General features: G+C 51.6%; 16 protein-coding genes and 1 other RNA gene. 11 read left to right on the forward strand and 6 right to left on the reverse strand.

What is annotated here, in order from left to right; genetic code table 11:
- The first annotated feature begins 15 nt into the window (after positions 1-15).
- Positions 16-1,071, forward strand: coding sequence for a phospholipase A (locus HZU75_RS08825; RefSeq protein WP_180305735.1), 1,056 nt, complete (start codon positions 16-18; stop codon positions 1,069-1,071).
- A gap of 18 nt (positions 1,072-1,089) precedes the next feature.
- Here the strand turns inward: HZU75_RS08825 and HZU75_RS08830 are convergent, their stop codons facing one another.
- From HZU75_RS08830 to HZU75_RS08840, 3 genes are all read right to left on the reverse strand, one after another.
- Positions 1,090-1,377 (reverse strand): DUF2845 domain-containing protein, encoded by a 288-nt coding sequence (locus HZU75_RS08830; RefSeq protein WP_180305736.1) that lies wholly within the window; start codon positions 1,375-1,377, stop codon positions 1,090-1,092.
- A 212-nt stretch (positions 1,378-1,589) separates the two neighbouring features.
- A complete protein-coding gene (locus tag HZU75_RS08835) occupies positions 1,590-2,390 on the reverse strand; it encodes a DUF4344 domain-containing metallopeptidase (RefSeq protein WP_180305737.1) in 801 nt (266 codons plus the stop codon).
- Between the two features lie 72 nt (positions 2,391-2,462).
- Positions 2,463-2,936 (reverse strand): hypothetical protein, encoded by a 474-nt coding sequence (locus tag HZU75_RS08840; RefSeq protein WP_180305738.1) that lies wholly within the window; start codon positions 2,934-2,936, stop codon positions 2,463-2,465.
- A 300-nt stretch (positions 2,937-3,236) separates the two neighbouring features.
- Here HZU75_RS08840 and rnpB point away from each other — a divergent pair.
- Positions 3,237-3,666: RNase P RNA component class A (gene rnpB / locus HZU75_RS08845), an RNA gene on the forward strand.
- A gap of 142 nt (positions 3,667-3,808) precedes the next feature.
- On the opposite strand, the gene ycaO is transcribed toward rnpB, so the two are convergent.
- The gene (gene ycaO / locus HZU75_RS08850) at positions 3,809-5,551 is read right to left on the reverse strand and encodes a 30S ribosomal protein S12 methylthiotransferase accessory factor YcaO (RefSeq protein WP_180305739.1); all 1,743 of its coding nucleotides are present in this window, start codon (positions 5,549-5,551) and stop codon (positions 3,809-3,811) included.
- 252 nt (positions 5,552-5,803) lie between these two features.
- Between ycaO and creB the strand changes: the two genes are divergently transcribed.
- The 3 genes from creB to HZU75_RS08865 all read left to right on the forward strand — a co-directional run bounded on the left by creB (position 5,804) and on the right by HZU75_RS08865 (position 8,752).
- Positions 5,804-6,508 carry a two-component system response regulator CreB gene (gene creB / locus HZU75_RS08855; protein WP_180305740.1) on the forward strand — a complete coding sequence of 235 codons (705 nt, stop codon included), beginning with the start codon at positions 5,804-5,806 and terminating at the stop codon, positions 6,506-6,508.
- Positions 6,508-7,938 (forward strand): two-component system sensor histidine kinase CreC, encoded by a 1,431-nt coding sequence (creC, locus tag HZU75_RS08860; RefSeq protein WP_180305741.1) that lies wholly within the window; start codon positions 6,508-6,510, stop codon positions 7,936-7,938. The genes creB and creC overlap by 1 nt, the downstream gene beginning before the upstream one ends.
- A gap of 79 nt (positions 7,939-8,017) precedes the next feature.
- Entirely contained in the window at positions 8,018-8,752 is a 735-nt protein-coding gene (locus tag HZU75_RS08865) for a substrate-binding periplasmic protein (protein WP_180305742.1), read from the forward strand.
- 46 nt (positions 8,753-8,798) lie between these two features.
- Here the strand turns inward: HZU75_RS08865 and HZU75_RS08870 are convergent, their stop codons facing one another.
- Positions 8,799-9,554, reverse strand: a complete 756-nt coding sequence (locus HZU75_RS08870) for a M48 family metalloprotease (protein WP_180305743.1) — start codon at positions 9,552-9,554, stop codon at positions 8,799-8,801.
- A 205-nt stretch (positions 9,555-9,759) separates the two neighbouring features.
- Between HZU75_RS08870 and creD the strand changes: the two genes are divergently transcribed.
- From creD to HZU75_RS08890, 4 genes are all read left to right on the forward strand, one after another.
- Positions 9,760-11,178, forward strand: coding sequence for a cell envelope integrity protein CreD (gene creD, locus HZU75_RS08875; RefSeq protein WP_180305744.1), 1,419 nt, complete (start codon positions 9,760-9,762; stop codon positions 11,176-11,178).
- Positions 11,179-11,336: 158 nt separating this feature from the next.
- Positions 11,337-11,552 (forward strand): SlyX family protein, encoded by a 216-nt coding sequence (locus HZU75_RS08880; protein WP_180305745.1) that lies wholly within the window; start codon positions 11,337-11,339, stop codon positions 11,550-11,552.
- Between the two features lie 78 nt (positions 11,553-11,630).
- Positions 11,631-12,077, forward strand: coding sequence for a L,D-transpeptidase Cds6 family protein (locus HZU75_RS08885; RefSeq protein WP_180305746.1), 447 nt, complete (start codon positions 11,631-11,633; stop codon positions 12,075-12,077).
- Positions 12,078-12,141: 64 nt separating this feature from the next.
- Positions 12,142-13,389: a TIGR03862 family flavoprotein gene (locus tag HZU75_RS08890; RefSeq protein ID WP_180305747.1), complete on the forward strand. Its 1,248-nt coding sequence runs from the start codon at positions 12,142-12,144 to the stop codon at positions 13,387-13,389.
- On the opposite strand, the gene HZU75_RS08895 is transcribed toward HZU75_RS08890, so the two are convergent.
- Positions 13,312-14,280 (reverse strand): DMT family transporter, encoded by a 969-nt coding sequence (locus tag HZU75_RS08895; RefSeq protein WP_180305748.1) that lies wholly within the window; start codon positions 14,278-14,280, stop codon positions 13,312-13,314. The genes HZU75_RS08890 and HZU75_RS08895 overlap by 78 nt on opposite strands.
- Before the next feature lie 91 nt (positions 14,281-14,371).
- On the opposite strand from HZU75_RS08895, the gene HZU75_RS08900 reads away from it, so the two are divergent.
- Positions 14,372-15,283 carry a LysR family transcriptional regulator gene (locus HZU75_RS08900; RefSeq protein ID WP_228028009.1) on the forward strand — a complete coding sequence of 304 codons (912 nt, stop codon included), beginning with the start codon at positions 14,372-14,374 and terminating at the stop codon, positions 15,281-15,283.
- A gap of 32 nt (positions 15,284-15,315) precedes the next feature.
- A complete protein-coding gene (locus tag HZU75_RS08905) occupies positions 15,316-15,666 on the forward strand; it encodes a hypothetical protein (protein ID WP_180305749.1) in 351 nt (116 codons plus the stop codon).
- The last annotated feature ends 14 nt before the right edge of the window (positions 15,667-15,680 follow it).

Genomic DNA, 15,680 nt, shown 5'->3' on the forward strand with positions numbered 1-15,680 from the left:
TGGGTTGACGGGAAAATGAAAGCAATTATCTGCTTAGCGGGTTTGGTGGTAGGGTCTGCACAGGCTGCAGATTTAGCGGTCTGTAAACAGATTGGGGATAGCAGCCAGCGCTTGGCGTGTTACGACCGGCTGGCGTCAGAAGGAACGGCCACTGACAACTCGCCAGATACGCCGATGACGGCGCAAGTTGCTACACCTGTGGTGCCAGCCCCTGTGCCAAGCGAGGTGCAAACCAGTGTAGCCAGTGCAGGCGATGCCCTATCGCGGCGCTGGGAGCTGGATAAAGCAGATCAAAATGGTGTGTTCACTATTCAGCCTCATCAACCCGTGTATTTCATGCCTCTATCTTGGCGGGAAAATGTTAATCGTCAGCCTTGCTCGGCCAACCCGCGTAATTGCGCTAAGCGCTCGGCTAATAGTTTTAAAAACGTTGAGGCCAAATTTCAGCTCTCATTCAAAACCAAATTGTGGCAAGACGCTTTAGGCTCGGATATTGACGTCTGGGGGGCTTACACCCAGCAAAGCTATTGGCAGGTGTACGACCAGGCGGCTTCGGCGCCATTCCGTGAAACGGATTACCAACCCGAAGTATGGGCGACACTGCCATTGGCTTTGGGCCCCGACTGGTTACGCCTGCGCATGCTCAACGTCGGCTTGGTACATCAATCGAATGGGCAGACTGTTCCGCTATCTCGCTCGTGGAACCGGCTCTATGCCAGCTTGGGCCTGAGTTCGGGCGATCTATCGATGATTCTCAAGCCGTGGTGGCGGCTGCCGGAAGATGCGGCTGATGATGATAATCCAGATATTTCTGATTACAGCGGGCGAATGGAAACCCAACTTTTCTATCCAATTGGCTCGCACCAGCTCTCGCTAACGTGGCGCAATAATCTGAAATTCAATAGTAGCGTGCCGAATCGGTCGTATTGGTTGCTGGAATGGGCGTTCCCGCTGGCGGGCCAGCTGCATGGCTATGTGCAAGCTTTTGATGGCTATGGCGATTCACTGCAAAGCTACAATTTCAAAAATCGCGGCGTTGCTGTGGGCGTATCATTGGTTAATTGGCAATAAGTGCGCTCACGGGCAATTCTAATAGCCATACCCCAGCGTTTTAACGTCCTGCAATTGTCCATCGACAAAACGTAGCTGCATCATTAGTTTGTCAGAGCCAAAGTTATAGACCCATTCGCTGATTTCCTGCGCGGGTTTGCTAGAGTCAACCACGATTTCCCCGTGGCGATTGCGATAGGTGCTCGGTAGCGTACTTGTACGTTTATCAGCGGGTTCGCCGCAGCGGCTGACAATTTCATCGCGGGTATTGCCCGCACCAATAATGTAGTTGCCGCAGCGCATATTGGTTTCGGCGTGGGCAAGCATGCTCAGGCTGCTGATTAATATAATGGGTATTGCTCTGTTGAGTAGTTTCAATATTGTCTCCATGACTATACTTGATGGGGTATGTGAGGCTAAGTGCATCCATCCCAAGCCCTTGACATGGGATGGTGCTGCTTAGTTTAGCAATTCAATATTGAATCAACAGTGAACAAATTCCATCAATACGCGTATCAGCTAATTACACGGTAGTGATTTTATTGTTTGCTAGCCTTAGGTTTTTTGAAATAAGGCAGGATTAATCGCTCAACCCCATAGCTCAATTGTTGCCATTCGCGAGGGCAATAATCTGCGCGACCTTGTGGCAATAGCTCCTGTTGCACTAGGAAGCTGGCCTGTTCTGGATAGCGTGCATAGGCATAGCACAACATATTGAAATAGCGCTGCTCATACAGTGGATGAATATCCGAGAATGTGCCGAATTGATAGCGGGTATCATCGCCGAAATTTTCATTTTTTCGCATAAAGTAAAATTTTGCACCCAGCAAGATCTTACGTTCGGTCTCTAGATCACCGTTGCTTAATGTGAAGTAAAAAGCACTGGCATCTGCTGCGATTTCTTCATTGCCAATCAGCGGTATTTTGAAAATATCAAAGATGGCATGGCTTAATTCATGGCGGAACAAAAATACCAATGAGTTATGTTTGATTTCATTGCGATATTTTTGATCATGGTGCCCAAGCTGCGCCTCTACTTTTTCTGCAATGTCCTTAAAAATCTCATAACACATCACAATCTTATTTTGCCCTGGGAAGTACATGGCGTTGACTTCATTGCACTCCTTGGTTTCTAGCAGCAAATTGTGTGGCCATTTGAATAGATTGGCCGTAGCAGCTGCAGGTGCTAGTGAGTCATGCTCTTTGATGAACTCATAATATGGTTTCAGAGCTTCATTGTCGGTTGGTGTGTAGCGGACCGAGACCGTTGGTGCAGCAAGTGCGGAGCCTATACCACACAAGATGCTGAGTATCGAGGTCAAGAAGGCAGTCATTTTCATGGTCAAACTCCAAAAGAAAAGGGTGACTAATCGTCACCCTTGATGGTTTAGTTCAGCAATGAGCTGCCTAGATTATTTGCTAGGGGCAACAGCTTTATCGTTACCACCTTCACCTTTTAGTGGTTTAACCGCTTTGTCGTTACCGCCTTCGCCTTTAACAGGTTTAGCAGCTTTGTCGTTGCCGCCTTCGCCTTTAACAGGTTTAGCCGCTTTGTCGTTGCCGCCTTCGCCTTTAACAGGTTTAGCAGCTTTGTCGTTACCGCCTTCGCCTTTAACAGGTTTAGCCGCTTTGTCGTTGCCGCCTTCGCCTTTAACAGGTTTAGCAGCTTTGTCGTTACCGCCTTCGCCTTTAACAGGTTTAGCAGCTTTGTCGTTACCGCCTTCGCCTTTAACAGGTTTAGCAGCTTTGTCGTTACCGCCTTCACCTTTCACTGGAGCAACTGCTTTGTCGTTGCCACCTTCACCTTTTACAGGTGTTGCTGCGGTAGCAATAGAAACACTACCAATAGAAAGAAGTGCCGCGAGTAGGATTGAACGTACTTTCATTGCATAACTCCCGAAAAATGGTTTTCAATATTCGAATTAATTTACTTGCATAGTATGACATGGTGTTTTCATTGCTTCGTGGATAAGAATATTATTCCAGTATGTTATTCGCAAGTATTCGAAAGGGTGTTGTGATTTTGTTGCAAATTTAAGGTGTAAAAATAGCATCTTTTTTTCAAAATCGGACATCAACAAAAGACTAAGGTCGGTTGGGTAAGTGGGGCAAGTAGCGGTGCCAGCGCACTAATAAACTGATTCTTGCTTGCCGCGCCGTGCTATAGCGCGGATAATTGCGTCCGCGAAGCGGGACAGACCATCGCTGCTGCCAGTGTAATGCTGGCGGGGGAGGAAAGTCCGGGCTCCATAGAGCAGGATGCTGGCTAACGGCCAGGCGGCGAGAGCCGACGGAAAGTGCAACAGAGAGCTGAACCGCCAGTTTGCCAAGTTGAACGATCGATTGAAGCGATTGGGATTGGTGAAAAGGTAAGGGTGAAAAGGTGTCCTCGTCAGGGGAGCCCCGCAAGGGGTCGGTAAGAGCGCACCGCGGCGCTGGTAACAGTCGCTGGCAGGGTAAACCCCATTCGGAGCAAGACCAAGCAGTAGGCGTTGAGGTTGCTCGCTGAGTCTACGGGTAGGTTGCTTGAGCGCGTCAGTAATGGCGCGCCTAGAGGAATGATGGTCACGGCTGGCAACAGCCGGACAGGACCCGGCTTATCGGCCCGCTTCGCACTTTTATTTAATATACCTGACTAGGTATATTGCCCTAGCTTAATAAAAATAAGCACTTTGATCGCATACCTTCGTAGTTCGCTGCTGACCTGCACCTAGTGTTATAGGTCAATCAAATTGACTGACCTATTTCGTGTGCAGCATTAGTGGTGCGGATACCTTTGATTGATCTGCAATTTATCATACGCCGCCAGCAATTGGGTATGTAAACGGCTGCCGCTCATATCACCACCGAGTTCATTTAAGCCAAAGAAACGCACATGCCCGGCCAGTAGTGCCTGTGCCAGCGTTAGCGTGTCGGCGCCGTAGAGCGCGGTTAAGGCACTTTGGTACGCGCTAGGCTGTCCGCATTGGATGAGGGCGTTAATGCAGCGATACACTAGCGCACGCTCGGCGCTGAGCTGGCCGAAATAATGAATCCATTCGCAGCCTTCCAAAATCGCGTCGCTGTCGCCAATCGCTAAGGCCAGCAGGGTTTTTAACTCGCCGATGCGCAGGGTTTTCCACGCCGAATCAGGGTCGGCTGCCAAACCGATAATTTCCCAAATGGCTCGGTCGTCGGTCAGCCCCAGTGTTTGCAGGCGATTGAGCAAGGCTTTGCATTCATTGTGATTGAGCTGATTGAGTCGCAAAATGGCCGGACGAATCGCGTTGCCCAGACTATTGTTTTCCCACTCCAAATCATCGACCTGATACACCTCGGACATGCCGGGCACCACGATGCGGCAGCTATAAACGCCCAGATTAGTAAAATCGGCCAGATAAATTTGATGTCCCTGTTCGTGGATGCAATCAACCAGCCATTGGTAATCGTCGGCGGTGTGGTGGCTAAAGTACCAGTCACAGAATGGAAAATCGGCCTCATTGCTTAAAAACCGCCAGCCCACCGTGCCGCTGGAGTCGATAAAGTGCTGTTCCAGATTGGGAAAATCAGCGACTTCGGCCTGATTAAAGCTAGGCTCGGGGAAGTTGGCCAATTTATCAAATGCCCGTCCTTGCAGTAATTCAGTGAGCGCACGCTCCAGCGCAATATCAAAGCGCGGATGTGCGCCAAAACTACTAAAGCAGCCCTGATCTTCAGGGTGCAGTAGCGTGATATTGAGTACCGGAAATACTCCGCCCAAAGAAGCGTCTTTAACCAAAATGCCAAATCCCGCATCGCGCAATGCCTTGATGCCCTGCGCAATATGCGGATAGCGCGCGATGACTTCGAGCGGAATATCGGGCAGGCACAGATTCTCGCTAAACACCTTGAATTTAATGTGCCGCTCGACGATCTCGGCCAAGGCCTGAGTGCGCGCTTCCATTGGCGTATTGCCGGCTGCCATGCCGTTGCTGACATACAGATTGCCAAGGATATTGACTGGAATCCAGCAGCTTTCTCCATCGCTGAGGCGCTCAAACGGCAAGGCGCAGATGCCACGCTCGGTATTGCCGGAATTGAGGTCAACCAGACTTGGGTAGGTCAGGGCATCGTCGGGGTTATAGAAAGCATGTAACTCGGGGTTGAGGATGCCCGCAGGTAATCGGCCATCCGCCGGTGGGGCAAACCATTGCTCTTGCGGGAAATGCACAATCGGCAAATTGGCGCGGGTTTGCCCGAGATGAAAATTCGACCAGAAGTAATGCCAGCTTAGCCGTTCGATAAATTCACCCAGTGCGCTGGCGCGCGCGGCGAGCTGGGTGGCGCCTTTGCCATTGGTATACAGCAAAGGGCAATCGCGATCGTGTAGGTGAACTGACCAGACATGCTCAACCGGATTAAGCCATGAGGCCTCGACAACATTAAAGCCCAGCTGTTGGAGCTGGTCTTGCATGGTAGTGATCGAGTATTCGAGCGGGGCATCTTTGCCCTCGATCAGGCTCGCTGGGGTTTCGCTGCGCATAGGGTTGACTATCGGGTGGCGGAGAAAGCTGCATCATCGCCGCAGTGCAGCATTTAGATTTTTGCCTAGATCAAGTTTTGCCAGTTTCAGTCTGTGATTAAGTGGCTAATTGGCAATGTTTTGATTTTGCACAGGAAAATAGGCTGCGAAAAAACCGCGAGCATCACGCTGTGACGATAGAACGATTACGCGCTCAAAATGGCGTCGCTTGGTTAAAATAAGCTGTCTGCCACCGTCGTGTCATTTCTGCTGATGAGCTCTGCTGCCCAGATTGTATTAATCGAAGACGAACCCGCCATTGCGGATACCTTGAGCTTTGCCTTGCAACGTGAAGGCTGGCAGGTGCGCCATTTTGCACTGGCGCGTGCGGGCGAAGCCGATCTGGCAGCGCAAGCGGCTGATTTGCTGATTTTAGATATCGGCTTGCCCGATGATAGCGGTTTTGAAGTGCTTAAACGCTTGCGGCGTCAGAGTGAAATGCCGGTGTTGTTGCTGACTGCGCGCGCCGAAGAGTTGGACCGGATTTTGGGTTTGGAGCTGGGTGCTGATGATTATGTGGTCAAGCCATTTAGCCCACGCGAAGTGGCCGCACGGGTGAAAGCGATTTTAAAGCGCACGCGTGCCAGCACGCCGTCGAATACCGAAGTGAATAGCGAGCAATCGGCTGCGCAATATTTTGTGCATGAGCTCGCTGCACGGCGGGTATACTTCTGCGGAGTAATGCTGGCGCTGACGCCAAGCGAATACCGTCTATTAGTAGCCTTGCTAGCGCATCCGGGGCATGTGTTGAGCCGAGCGCAATTGCTTGATGCTTTGGGCGATGCGGCCGAGGATAGCTTCGAGCGCACTATTGATAGCCATATCAAAAGTCTGCGCGCCAAGCTCAAACTCATTCGTGCTGACCTCGACCCGATTGCCACGCATCGTGGCTTTGGCTATGCCTTGGCGGTGAGCTAATGCGCTTTTCGTTACGGATTTTTCTCGGATATTTTTTGCTAGTGGCCTTGCTGGCGGCGTATGTGCTGAGCATTGTGCGCGACGAGGTCAAACCCGCGATGCGCCAATCGGCGGAAGAAGTGCTGCTCGATACCGCCAATCTGCTCGCGGCAATGGTACAGCCTGATTTGGTGGCTGGCCGTTTGGACGATGGGCGCTTTGCTGCGGCGATGGCGCAATTTGCGCTGCGCTCGCCGCAGGCCAATATTGCTGGTTTAAAACACGAGCGCACTTATTTGCATGTGTATATCACCGATGCGCGCGGCTTCGTGCTGCTCGATTCTGAGCAAAAAGCCGTCGGTCAGGATTACAGCCAGTGGCGCGATGTGCTGCTGACGCTACGCGGCGAGTACGGCGCGCGTACCACGCTGGCCGACCCGAAAAATCCGCTCTCGACAGTGATGTATGTGGCCGCGCCAATTAAAAATGGCGACCAGATCATCGGCTCGCTAACGGTCAGTCGCCCCAATCTGGCGATGCAGCCATTTATCGAGCGCAGCGAGCGCAAATTGTCGCGCATTGTGATCGCGGTGATTGTGGCGGGTTTGCTCGCGGGGGCGCTGTTTTCATGGTGGTTGAGTCGCGGGATTACACAGCTAACGGATTTTGCGAAAGAAGTGAGCGCGGGGAAGCCTGCACCCGTGCCGCGTTTTATCGCCAATCGCGAATTAACTAGCTTGGCACAGGCCTTGGGCGCGATGCGTGATCAGCTCGATGGCAAGGCCTATATCGAAAATTATGTGCATGAACTCACGCACGAGCTCAAATCGCCGCTGGCGGGCATTCGTGCTTCGGCGGAAATTTTACACGATGATTTGGGTGCTACTGATCGAGAGAAATTTTTGCAGCATATCGATGCAGAAGTATCCCGTATGCAGCATATTGTTGATTATTTGCTGCAGTTAGCGTCGCTAGAGGCGCGGCATGAATTGCAGGCGGCGCAACCCGTTGAGATGCGCTCACTGGTGCAGGCGCAAATCGATGCGTTGCAAAGCCAAGCCGCTGAGCGGCACATTCTATTTACTCCGGGGGCAGAACTTACCTTGGCTGGTGAAGCCTTCTTGCTTGGGCAGGCCATCCGTAATGTATTGCAGAACGCGATTGATTTTACTGCCCACGATGGCTGCATTAATGTGAGCGTTGTTTCTGAGGGTATGTGTGTGCAGATCAAGATTCACAATGATGGTGAGCCAATACCTGACTACGCATTGGCGAGAGTGTTTGATCGCTTTTACTCTTTGCCCCGGCAAAATGGGCAAAAAAGCACTGGTTTGGGCTTGGTACTAACGCGCGCGATTGTGCAGTTGCATGGCGGCGATATTGTGCTGACCAATGCCAGCGCCGGTGGTGTACTGGCCCAATTGACACTACCTTTGCGCCATACGGCATAGCAGTGGGCGAAATCGTGCATAGCAATTGCCATTGACAGGCTAAGCTGAAGTTAGCCCCATCTTCAAAGCAGGTGGCAATATGCAACGATTCATCTTCGCACTAGCGGGTCTATTGGCGTTGCCTATAGCGGATGCCGCTCCAGAGCCATTGATTATTTATGCCTCGGAAAACTACCGCCCAATAAGCTGGCTGGATGAAAAAGCTCAGCCGCGTGGCGTGGCATTAGAGGCGATTGATTTTGTAGCCCACGATACTGGTTTTACGATCAAAGCTGAGTTGCTACCGTGGAATCGGGCTTATAAGCTGGCTCAGCAAGGTCGTGGTGGGGTGATCGGTATTTCGTATACCCCAGAGCGTGCTGAGCTTTTTGATTTCTCTGCCGCCATTTACGACAGTGGGATTTCTCTAGTGACGCACAAGAGTCGCCCGATTCGATTTCATTCGCTAAGCGATTTATCCGGTAAAAAAATCGGTGCTTTAATGGGGGTGAGTTATGGCGTCGAGGTCGATCAGGCCGCCAAGAATGGACTGTTTGAATTTGTGCGAGATACTTCGCATGTCGCACGGTTTAAGAATTTGCTAGCTGGGCGAATTGATGGCGCTTTTATTCCGAATGCGCAAACAATTTTGCCAGGAATTTTGGCTGGCGATCCTGAATTACAGGCGCACGCCGATGAGTTTGTTATTGCGAGCAGGTCCGTTGCCAAAGACCCGATCCACGTTGCATTTCGCAAAGGCGCACTGGATGACGCGAGCAGAATGCGCTTATACCAATCGTTTGCAAAATGGGCGAAGCAGCGTGAGGGGCGTTAAATTGGGCTAGGCAGGGTGCATATGCACCCTGCAGCTGCTGATGAGCTTATTTATTGCTGGCGATGCGAGTTTCGATGTTTTTTGCGCGATCTGCTGACGCTGGATGTGAATCAAGCATGCTATGTTCACCACCGCCTAATTGTGCCAATTTCTGGAATGCGGTGATCAGTGCCTCGCGTTTGAGTTTCTTTTGCGTCAGTAAATCATACGAGAAGTTATCGGCATCCAGCTCTTGTGATTGTGAGAACTGAGCATTGATCAGGTCTTCGGTAAATTTGCCCAGTGTTGAGCCGCTCAATGCGGCGCCTGCTGAGCCGCCGTATTCACCGACTGCCGATTTAGCGGTAGCTACTGCATAGGCAGTTTGCATGGCTTTCTTGCTATGCCCCAACGCGACGTGCCCCATTTCATGGCCTAGTACGCCGATGATTTCATCATCGCTCATCAAGTCCATCAAACCGCTATATACCCGGATGCAGCCATTGGCCATCGCCCAAGCATTAACGTCGGGGGTGATATAGACCTTGTAATTGACCGGCTGACCATTGATCTCACTGCCTAATTTTTTGGCAATATTGTCGAGACGTTTGCTGTATTTATCTTTTGGGCCGGCAATTTTCTCTTCTCCATCGCTTTGCTCGCAGGCTTGATTGGCCAGGGCTTTGACGTCGGTATCCGATAGCGTGGCGGCTTGCAACGCCTGAGTACCTACTTTCAGTGCTTTGCCCAAGTCAAATGCGTTTGCCGCAGGAACCAAGCTGGTGCCCAATAGGCATGCCAAGAGGAGGGAAGACAATTTCATGAGGAATTTCCGAGTTTTGTGAAAGAGTGGATCGTAGTCTTGTGTCAGTTTGTAGTCAAAATTTGTGTGTGCAACATCACTGTCGCAATCGGGTAAATAACCTTCACGGCGTCTCCACACAATCTCCACATTTCCCGCATGCTGCCTCCATATCCATTGAGCATGCTGACGATATTGGCATCGAGGCCATTATTGGAGATCCATTATGAGAATCGGGATGAAGCTGGCTGCAATGTTTGGGCTGACTGTATTAATGCTGTTTGTATTGTCTTTCGTGCGTGATTTGGTGAATGAACGACAGCAGCGCGCCGATGCGGTGCGCAGTGAAATCGCCCAATTTAGTGCCGGAGAGCAAACGCTGGCGGGGCCATTTTTAGTGTTGCCTTATGTGCGTACGACCAGCAAATTGGTTGAAGCCAGCAAAGATAAACCTAGTTATTGGGAAGATAGTCAGCTTGAATCGCAAGTGGTGCTGGCCCCTAGCTATTTTGATGCACGCGGTTTGCTGGCGGTTGAGGTGCTCAAACGGGGTTTATTTGAAGCACCAATCTACAACACTAATTTGCAATTGGCGGGGCGCTTTAGCATTCCAGCTTTGGCGCAATACGAGGCTCAGGCTAGCTCGGAACGTGAGCGTATCAATACCCGCTGGGGCGCACCCTATCTGGCGCTCAGCCTGAGCGATGTGCGCGGTATTAAGCAGTTATCTGGCGTGGGTGCGCGCCAAAGTCTGCATTTTTCACCGGGGGCTCGCTTGAGTCGCCTAGGGGGCGGAGTACATGCGCCGGTAACGCTCGCTGCTGCCGAGGTGCTCAGAGAGCAAGGCCAGCAGCTCGATTTTGATCTGAAGCTTAAGTTGGGAGGGAGCACGCAGCTCTTGATCGAGCCAGTCGGCGATAGCAGTAATGTGGCGCTGTCGGGGAATTGGCCACACCCAAGCTTTGCGGGTAATTTTGCTCCACTCGAGCGCAGCATCAGCAAAACTGGCTTTACCGCCCGCTGGCAAACCAGCGAGCTGGCTACTGGGGGTAGCAAAACAGTGCTGTGCAACGCTAAAGAGGCTGAGGGGTGTAATGCTGCACGGGTGGGCTTGCGTCTGATTGATCCCGTCGATCGTTATGTCTTGAACGAACGCACGATGAAATACGCCGAATTATTCATGCTAATGATTTTTGGCGCGGTATTTTTAATGGAAGTGATGCACCGTTTGGCCGTGCATCCGGTGCAATACAGTCTGGTGGGAATGGGCTTGGCGATGTTTTTCCTGCTAACGCTGTCTTTGTCCGAGCATCTGGGTTTTGTGGCAGCCTACTGGCTGGCGGCATTGGCTTCGGCGGGGCTGCAAGCCTATTACGTGAGCTATGTACTAGCGGGCTGGCGTCGCGGCTTGGGTTTTGGTGTGGTTTTGGTTGCGCTATATGGGTTGCTATTTGGCATCTTGCAGTCGGAAGACATGGCCCTATTAATGGGGAGTCTGACCTTGTTTGGTTTGCTGGCAGTGGTGATGTATTTTACTCGAAACATTGATTGGTCTAGCTCGGGTGGCAATACCTCTCCCTTGTATCAGACAAGGCGTGTCGATCATGCCGCTAAGCCCGTCACACCAAAGCCATCTGGATCATGACAAACTAGTCTTGCAATAGTCCTTTGCGCTGGCTCGATTGAGCTGGTGCAGCGGTTATGCTCAGCCCTCGCATGACCGCTAAGCTAGGTAGCTACACTGCTTTCCCGCCTTTTTCGCTACTTTAGAGGCATAATACCCCTCTTATTTTGGAGGTCGTTATGAACCAGCAAAACAGCGAGCAGCGCATCACCGAATTGGAAATCCGCCTTGCCTTGCAGGACGACTTACTCGACGAATTAAACCAGATCGTTTCGCGCCAGCAGCTACAGATTGATCAGTTGAGCGCCGCACTGCTGGCCTTGCAGCAGAATCAAGCTGCTCCTGATCAGCAAACACCACGTAGTTTGTTCGACGAAATTCCGCCGCATTATTAATGCGGTGAGGGCATTGCGCCTTAGCATGATTCAAAAAACCCACCTTGGCGGGTAATAAGGTACTTAATAAATAAAACTATGAAAAAGATTATCGCTTGTTTGTGTTGTGCCGTGGCACTGACTCAGCCTGTGTTTGCCGCTGAATCGGCAGAGGTTTCGGTGCCAGTGTTGTCGCAATCTGAAAAATCAATTTATCGTCTGCTTGATGAATGGTCGCAAGCTTGGCGTAGCCAGTCGATTAATCAATATTTGTCGTTTTACGCCAGCAGTTTTACACCGGAGCACGGTTTATCACTGGCGCAATGGCGTGCGCAACGCCAGCAGCGCTTCTTTGCGGCTGATTTTGTGCAAATTCAGATTGTGAATCCCAAGATCATCCAATTACATGGTGAAAATGCCAGCGTGCAATTCACACAAAATTATCGCTCCAGCCTTTTGCAAGACCAAACCGTAAAAACTTTGCAACTGGTCATGGAAGCTGGGCAATGGAAAATCGCCCGTGAAACAACGGCCAGCCAGCGCTAAGCGACTGCGATGGGCTGGCTAGTGCGCTAGAATGCGCCCCCGCTTTACACCTTTTGGAAACTTCATGCTCACTACAAATTCGACTTCATCCTGCGCCCGTGTTGGCATTATCGGCGGAGGCCCCGCTGGGCTGATGGCTGCTGAGGTGCTGAGTGCGGCTGGGGTGAGCGTCGAAGTATTTGATGCCATGCCATCGGTGGGGCGAAAATTTCTACTGGCTGGTGTCGGTGGCATGAATATCACCCACTCCGAGCCTGCTGAGCCGTTTTTAAATCGCTATGGCGAATCAGCAGAGCAGCTAAAACCGATGCTAGATGAGTTTGGTGGTGAGGCCTTGCGTGAATGGGTGCATGGCTTGGGCATTCAAACCTTTGTCGGCAGCTCGGGCCGCGTATTTCCAACTGAAATGAAAGCAGCGCCGCTGCTGCGTGCTTGGTTGGCGCGGCTGAAAGCATCTGGTGTGAAGTTTCACCCGCGTCATCGTTGGCTAGGCTGGACTGAGGCCGGTGAACTCAAATTTTCATCGCCTGAGGGCGAGCTGACGCGCCGCTTTGACGCCACCTTGCTGGCATTGGGCGGCGCAAGCTGGGCCAAGCTGGGCTCGGATGGCAAATGGCTGCCGGTTTTAACGGAACAAGGGGTCGAAATTGCTCCTTTGCAAGCGGCCAACTGTGGTTTTGATGTGAGCTGGTCGCCATTTTTGGCCAATAAATTTGCCGGTACGCCATTAAAGGCTGTTGCCGCCAGCGCGGACGAACATACGCCGAAAAAGGTCGGTGAGTTTGTGATTACCCAAGGCGGGGTGGAAGGCAGTTTGGTCTACGCGTTATCGAGTGGGCTGCGCGAACAGATTAATCAGCAGGGTAGTGCAACGCTGTGGCTGGACTTGCTACCGCAAAAATCGCTGGATGAGGTGCGCGCGGCGCTGCTGCAGCCACGCGGCGCGGATTCAATGGCGAATCATTTGCGCCGTAAATTGAAGATTGAAGGCATTAAAGCTGGGTTATTGCACGAAATCCTGAGCAAAGAGCAATTTATGCAGCCGGAATTGCTGGCTCAAGCGATCAAATCCTTGCCAATTAAACTGCTGGCGCCACGCCCGATTGACGAAGCGATTAGTACCGCCGGCGGCGTTAAATGGGATGCGGTCGATGCCGGCTTGATGCTTAAGGCGCTACCCGGCGTGTTTGTTGCCGGTGAGATGCTGGATTGGGAAGCGCCGACCGGTGGCTATCTACTGACTGCCTGCTTCGCGACTGGCCGCCATGCTGCGCAAGGGATTTTGGCGCGACTGCCAAACACCTCGCATTAATTCATTGCCTACTCCGCTCAGGCCAAACACCGCACACAACATCAAGCCTGCTCCCATGATGGCGCTCGTGCTCATGGTTTCGCCCAGAGCGAGTACGCCATACAATGCTCCGAATAATGGTTCCAAGCCCATCAGTGCGGCAACGCGGGTGGGGGGAAGTCGGCTGGCTGCCCAGTTTTGCGCGAAGAAAGCAAAAATAGTGCAGAGCAAGACTAGGTAAATTAGATTGACCCAAAATGATGGGGAGTGCGGTAGGTTGAGTTGCTTGATGGGTATAGTTGTATAGGCCAATACCAACATGATGCAGCCAGCTATACCCACTTGAACTATGGTCAGGCCAAGTGCGGGTGCTGGATTAGTTTGTGCAAGCTTGCGTGTCAGCGTCACCACAATGGCACGTAATAGCGCCGCCGCTACAATCAGCAGATCTCCCCAGTTCAACGCCGCAATTTGCCCATGAAAGCCACTCAGCAACGCAGCCCCTAGCACTGCTAAGGCTAAGCAGCATGCGGCTTGAGCTGTTATTGGCTTGCCCAGTAGTAGCCATTCAAACACTGGCGTAAATGGCAAACATAAACAGATTAGAAATGCGGCATTGCTCGCGCTAGTTTGGCAGACTCCGTAGGTTTCACACAAAAAGATCGCAGCAATAAGAATGCCAAGTGGTGCGCCCATTTTGTATGATTGAACGCGATCTGCTGCTGAATAGCGCAAAAAATACGGCAAAAGTACTACAAAAGTGATTAAAAATCGCAATGCTAGAAACCCAAGCACGGGATACCAAAGTAATGCGCTTTTGCTGACGCCATAGCTACTGCCCCATACCATCGCCACTGCCAGCAGCATGAGTTGTGCGCCCCATTGGGTGGTTTTTGATGAAATTGTCATCATATCAATCGCAGTAATCGAAAGATCCCATTATCAATTGTTGTTCTACCGGTGATAATCTATGCAATATGCAAAACATTAGTGCGTCATTAGCATGAATCAGTTGATTTCTTTGTTGCCAGATATGGCCGTTTTTGTGCGGGTGGTGGAGTGTGGCAGTTTTAGTGCTGCTGCTAAACAATTGGGCGTCAGCGCCTCAGCGGTTAGCCGGCAGATTGCTCGTCTAGAGCAAGCGATGTCTGTGCGGCTGCTTGAGCGCAGCACCCGGCGCTTACGGCTCAGTGATGCGGGTCAAGCTGCTTTGACTCGCTGCCAGAGCATGCTAGCAGCTGCGCACGAGGCAATGCAGGTCTCAGAGCAATACATTGCAAGCCCACAAGGTCGGGTTCGTCTGGCAGTGCCGCGCGGCTTTGCCCGCGCTGTATTGCAGCCTTGCATTACGCCACTATTGCAGCAACATACTGGCATCGAGCTGCAACTGGTGGTGACTGATCGCGTAATTGATCCCTTGGAAGATGAAATCGACTTAGTCATTCGCATTGGTGATCATCCCCCACCTGGGCTAATTGGTTTGCCCTTGTTACCTGTTGAGCAGGTGTTGGTCGCTAGCCCTGACTATCTGGCGCGGCACGGTGTGCCGCAAGTGCCGCAAGATTTGCTGGCACATTCGTGTATTTGCTTGGGGGAAACGCCGGTTGATCACCGATGGCGCTTTAAACAAGGTAAGCAAGAATTGACCGTCGAGATTGCTGGACGTTTGCGGGTCAACCATAGCGAAATGCGTTTGCAAGCGGCGGTTGATGGCTTGGGAATCGCCAGCTTGCCAGACTTTACGGCACGTTCGGCTGTGGCTGATGGTCGTTTGCGGCGGGTGTTGGACACTTGGCATTTAAGTACCGCTTACGCAGGCATGGCCTATTTGCTGTATCCTGCGCATCGCTATTTGCCACCTAAACTGCGCTGTGTGATCGATTCGGTGGTCGCGTATTGCCGGACGCAACGCTAGCTTGATTGTTGCTCACTGAATAAGGAATTTTCATGCCGCTGGCCACAGAGCTTCGCCAACAAATCGCTGATACCGAAGCCCTTATCCGTGCTTTGGACCCGCGCACTATGCAATTTATCGTCATGCAGGGCGACAAAGCCTTCCAGTTTGAAATGCGTAATCGTAAGCCGGTGAATGCCACTGTGGTAGAGCTGGCTTTGGCGACGCGTTTTATCGAGGCCGATGCTCAGATGGTTGCAGGTGCGCTAAAAAACAGCCAAGGTGAGTCGGCACGAGCAGTGCCACTGGTGGCCGCCTTGAAAATGCAATTGGCAAAACAGCAAGCGGCACTATTGAAATTAGAGCAGGCAATTAGCGTGATTCAGTGGCTACCTAAGAAATAGGCAGCCACTGAAGT

This window comes from Chitinibacter fontanus (assembly GCF_013423785.1).
GTDB lineage: Bacteria > Pseudomonadota > Gammaproteobacteria > Burkholderiales > Chitinibacteraceae > Chitinibacter > Chitinibacter fontanus.

What these genes read in the sequence shown, in the direction of transcription:
- creD (WP_180305744.1), top strand. Translation starts at nt 9,760, where the DNA reads ATGAGAATCGGGATGAAGCTGGCTGCAATGTTTGGGCTGACTGTATTA.
- HZU75_RS08890 (WP_180305747.1), top strand. Translation starts at nt 12,142, where the DNA reads ATGCTCACTACAAATTCGACTTCATCCTGCGCCCGTGTTGGCATTATC.
- creB (WP_180305740.1), top strand. Translation starts at nt 5,804, where the DNA reads ATGAGCTCTGCTGCCCAGATTGTATTAATCGAAGACGAACCCGCCATT.
- HZU75_RS08825 (WP_180305735.1), top strand. Translation starts at nt 16, where the DNA reads ATGAAAGCAATTATCTGCTTAGCGGGTTTGGTGGTAGGGTCTGCACAG.
- creC (WP_180305741.1), top strand. Translation starts at nt 6,508, where the DNA reads ATGCGCTTTTCGTTACGGATTTTTCTCGGATATTTTTTGCTAGTGGCC.
- HZU75_RS08895 (WP_180305748.1), bottom strand. Translation starts at nt 14,280, where the DNA reads ATGATGACAATTTCATCAAAAACCACCCAATGGGGCGCACAACTCATG.
- HZU75_RS08905 (WP_180305749.1), top strand. Translation starts at nt 15,316, where the DNA reads ATGCCGCTGGCCACAGAGCTTCGCCAACAAATCGCTGATACCGAAGCC.
- HZU75_RS08835 (WP_180305737.1), bottom strand. Translation starts at nt 2,390, where the DNA reads ATGAAAATGACTGCCTTCTTGACCTCGATACTCAGCATCTTGTGTGGT.
- HZU75_RS08865 (WP_180305742.1), top strand. Translation starts at nt 8,018, where the DNA reads ATGCAACGATTCATCTTCGCACTAGCGGGTCTATTGGCGTTGCCTATA.
- HZU75_RS08840 (WP_180305738.1), bottom strand. Translation starts at nt 2,936, where the DNA reads ATGAAAGTACGTTCAATCCTACTCGCGGCACTTCTTTCTATTGGTAGT.
- HZU75_RS08880 (WP_180305745.1), top strand. Translation starts at nt 11,337, where the DNA reads ATGAACCAGCAAAACAGCGAGCAGCGCATCACCGAATTGGAAATCCGC.
- HZU75_RS08885 (WP_180305746.1), top strand. Translation starts at nt 11,631, where the DNA reads ATGAAAAAGATTATCGCTTGTTTGTGTTGTGCCGTGGCACTGACTCAG.
- ycaO (WP_180305739.1), bottom strand. Translation starts at nt 5,551, where the DNA reads ATGCGCAGCGAAACCCCAGCGAGCCTGATCGAGGGCAAAGATGCCCCG.
- HZU75_RS08870 (WP_180305743.1), bottom strand. Translation starts at nt 9,554, where the DNA reads ATGAAATTGTCTTCCCTCCTCTTGGCATGCCTATTGGGCACCAGCTTG.
- HZU75_RS08900 (WP_228028009.1), top strand. Translation starts at nt 14,372, where the DNA reads ATGAATCAGTTGATTTCTTTGTTGCCAGATATGGCCGTTTTTGTGCGG.
- HZU75_RS08830 (WP_180305736.1), bottom strand. Translation starts at nt 1,377, where the DNA reads ATGCTTGCCCACGCCGAAACCAATATGCGCTGCGGCAACTACATTATT.